General features: G+C 62.8%; 5 protein-coding genes. 3 read left to right on the top strand and 2 right to left on the bottom strand.

What is annotated here, in order from left to right:
* The 3 genes from EN991_RS29650 to folK all read left to right on the top strand — a co-directional run.
* Positions 1 to 393, top strand: a 393-nt coding sequence (locus EN991_RS29650) for a dihydropteroate synthase (protein WP_164769461.1), incomplete at its 5' end; no start/stop codon positions are given.
* A gap of 3 nt (positions 394 to 396) precedes the next feature.
* The gene (gene folB / locus EN991_RS29645) at positions 397 to 756 is read left to right on the top strand and encodes a dihydroneopterin aldolase (RefSeq protein WP_013531873.1); all 360 of its coding nucleotides are present in this window, start codon (positions 397 to 399) and stop codon (positions 754 to 756) included.
* Positions 740 to 1,252 (top strand): 2-amino-4-hydroxy-6-hydroxymethyldihydropteridine diphosphokinase, encoded by a 513-nt coding sequence (gene folK / locus EN991_RS29640; RefSeq protein WP_013531872.1) that lies wholly within the window; start codon positions 740 to 742, stop codon positions 1,250 to 1,252. Before folB ends, folK begins: the two co-directional genes overlap by 17 nt.
* Before the next feature lie 50 nt (positions 1,253 to 1,302).
* Here folK and EN991_RS29635 read toward each other — a convergent pair whose 3' ends face one another.
* Together EN991_RS29635 and EN991_RS29630 are read right to left on the bottom strand one after the other, a co-directional pair.
* The gene (locus EN991_RS29635; protein ID WP_064995823.1) at positions 1,303 to 1,848 is read right to left on the bottom strand and encodes a DUF924 family protein; all 546 of its coding nucleotides are present in this window, start codon (positions 1,846 to 1,848) and stop codon (positions 1,303 to 1,305) included.
* Positions 1,849 to 1,862: 14 nt separating this feature from the next.
* A partial coding sequence (locus EN991_RS29630) for a cation:proton antiporter (RefSeq protein WP_206519274.1) occupies positions 1,863 to 3,058 on the bottom strand: 1,196 nt, incomplete at its 5' end.

The following is a 3,058-nucleotide window of genomic DNA, read 5'->3' as shown; positions in this document are numbered from 1 at the left end:
CGGCCGGACGCGATTGCCGATCAGTTGGCATTCCTGCGAAGGGCGCTGGAAATCGCCCGCCAGAACGGCATCGCCGATGATCACATCGTGCTCGATCCCGGTTTCGGATTCGCCAAGGAGACGGCGGAGGAAAATCTCGACCTGATGGCACGCTTTTCGGAATTGCATGCACTCGGCCTGCCGCTGATGGCCGGCACGTCGCGAAAACGCTTCATCGGCACGGTCACCGGCCGTGATGCCGCCGACAGAGGGGTCGGAACAGCGGCGACCAGCGTCATTTTGAGGCTCCAGGGCGCCGATCTGTTTCGCGTCCACGATGTCGCATTCAACGTGGACGCATTGGCGCTCGCCGATGCTATGCTGGCGCGTCAAACCGACCGGGCGAGAAACTGATCGATGTATGTCATCCGCATGAAGAACTGCGCTTTCTTTGCCCGGCACGGCGTGCTGGACGAGGAGGAACGGCTCGGCCAGCGCTTCTATGTCGATGCCGTTCTGACCGTTGACCCAGGCCGGGCGCTTGCCGAAGATTCGATCGAGGATACAGTCCACTACGGCGTTGCATTCAGCGTCATTGAAAAGATCATCACCGGGCAGCGCCGATTTCTGATCGAGTCGCTGGCGCTCGAAGTGGCCCGTGCGCTGACGGCGCGTTTTCCGCAGATAAAGAAAGCCGAGATCACGGTGCGCAAGCCGAACGCACCAGTGCCCGGCGTGCTCGATTATGTCGAGGTGACCGTTGTCTGGCCCGAATAGTACCGTTTACCTCAGCCTTGGCGGCAATCTTGGCGATCCGGCGAAATCCATGAGCGCGGCGCTGCGCATGCTGGATGCCGACGCGGATACGCGTGTCACCGGCGTCTCCTCGCTTTATCGCACACCGCCCTGGGGCAAGCTCGATCAGCCGGATTTTCTCAATGCGGCCGCCGAAATTTCCACCGTGCTTGCACCGCGTGCCCTGCTCGACCTCTGCCTCGATGCGGAGCGCAAGCTGAAGCGGGTGCGCGAGGAGCGGTGGGGGCCGCGGCTGATCGACATCGACATTCTGGTGTTCGGCGACCGCGTCATCCACGAGACCGGGCTGGAGGTGCCGCATCCGCGCATGCTGGAGCGCGCCTTCGTGCTGGCGCCGCTGGCCGAGATCGCGCCCGGCCTGGTTGTCAGCGGTCGCAGCATCACCGATCGCCTGGTCGCCGTCGATACCTCAGGCATCGAGCGATTGTCGTCCGGCCGGGATTGGTGGCTGGCCTAGGTGCGTTGATATTCAGGTGATACCGGCCTGCAAACGGCGCAGCGAGGCCTCTAACCCGAGAAGCCGCCACCATCCAGGAACGTCTGCTCCTGCGAGGTGGTTTCGCGGCCAAGCATCTTGTTTCGATGCGGAAAACGGCCGAATTGCTCAATGATATCACGATGTTCGACAGCATACTTCAGATAGGGCTCGGCTCTGGCCTGCGTCAGCTCGACCGAAATATCCTGGTCGGCCAGTAGCTCCGAATGCTCATAAGGCAGGTAGAGGAAAACGCGGAGTTCTTCCTCGAGTGCCAGGTCATGACCAGCCGCGATCGCCTTCTCTGCGAAATATCTGGCGAGCGGATCGGTCGCGTACATATGGCCGGTGCCGCGAAAGCAGTTCCGCGGAAACTGGTCGAGCAGGATCATCAGCGCCAGCGCGCCTTCGGCATGTTCCAGCCAGTCGTCGCATTCACGCCGCGCGGCGGCGTAGTGCAGGTCGAGAAAGCGGTCGCGGAACTCGGCATCGAATGCTTCGTTCTTCTCGAACCAGGCATCCTCGCCGGCATCGCGCCAGAATTTGGTGACCGACAGGGCTCTGCTGTCCAATTCCATACCTAATTCCTTGCTCAATCGGCGGGTTCGGACTTGTGCAGCACACCCGCGGTCTCTTCGTTGAGTGCCTGACCAGGCCGGCGCGGCGTCGAGAGCGGTGTCGGAATCGGCGTGCCGATATTGCCTCTCAGGAAGCGCTGTCCGGCGCGAATGCCTTCGGCGAGCTGGGTTTCGAAGCGGTCGGTGTCGCGGCGCCTGACATCTTCGATCGTTTCAGCCACGTCTTCGGGATCGACGCCCAGAGATTCCAGGGCCGAGCCGCCGAAAACAAGTGCGGATTCGAAGGTTTCGCGCAGTTGGTAGTCGACGCCGGCACGTATGAGCTGCAGCGCCGTTCCACGGTCGAATGCGCGGGCCAGCACGGTGAGCAGTGGGAATTCGGCCTTGATCAGCTGGGCGATGCGAACAGCCACATCGGCCTTGTCGACGCAGATCAGCACGGCGCGCGCCCGGCCGGCACCGGCGGCATGCAGGATGTCCAGCCGCGTGCCGTCGCCATAGTAGACCTTGAAGCCGAAATCGGCCGCCGCCTGGATCATTTCGACGTCATTGTCGATGATCGAGACGTCGATGCCGCGCAGCAGCAGCGGCTGGCTGGCGATCTGGCCGAAGCGGCCGAAGCCGATGATCAGCACGCTGCCGGTCAGGCCATCGGCGACGTCGACGCCGTCGAGCGACTGCTCGTCGCGCGGCGTCAGATAGCGCAAGGCGATGATGGCCAGCGGCGTCAGCACCATGGAGATGATGACGATCGCCGTCAGCGTCGCATTGGCGTTGCCGTCGATGATACCGACCGCCGCGGCCGCCGAATAAAGGACAAAGGCGAACTCACCGCCTTGCGCCATGAAGACCGCGCGCTCAAGCGCCTCGCGGTGGCTGGTTTTCAGGATACGGGCGACGATGTAGATGCCGAATGCCTTCATCACCATGTAGGCGACGACATAGATGGCAATCAGCCGCCAGTTCGCCGCGACCACATGCAGGTCGAGCGACATGCCCACCGCGAGAAAGAACAGACCGAGCAGGATGCCGCGGAACGGTTCGATATCGGCTTCAAGCTGATGGCGGAAGGTCGATTCGGACAAAAGCACACCGGCCAGGAAGGCGCCCATCGCCATCGACAGGCCGCTGAGCTGCATGGCAAGCGCGGATCCGAGAACGACCAGAAGTGCCGCCGCCGTCATCACCTCGCGGGCACGGGCATCCGCCA

Origin of the sequence: Mesorhizobium sp. M7A.F.Ca.US.005.03.2.1 (genome assembly GCF_003997795.1) — a bacterium.
Lineage (GTDB): Bacteria > Pseudomonadota > Alphaproteobacteria > Rhizobiales > Rhizobiaceae > Mesorhizobium > Mesorhizobium ciceri.
Note: the sequence above shows the minus strand (reverse complement) of the source record. Positions and strands in the feature narration are given on the sequence as shown.

Excerpts from the sequence above, each read along its gene's own strand:
- EN991_RS29635 (WP_064995823.1), bottom strand. The coding sequence starts at position 1,848 with ATGGAATTGGACAGCAGAGCCCTGTCGGTCACCAAATTCTGGCGCGAT.
- folB (WP_013531873.1), top strand. The coding sequence starts at position 397 with ATGTATGTCATCCGCATGAAGAACTGCGCTTTCTTTGCCCGGCACGGC.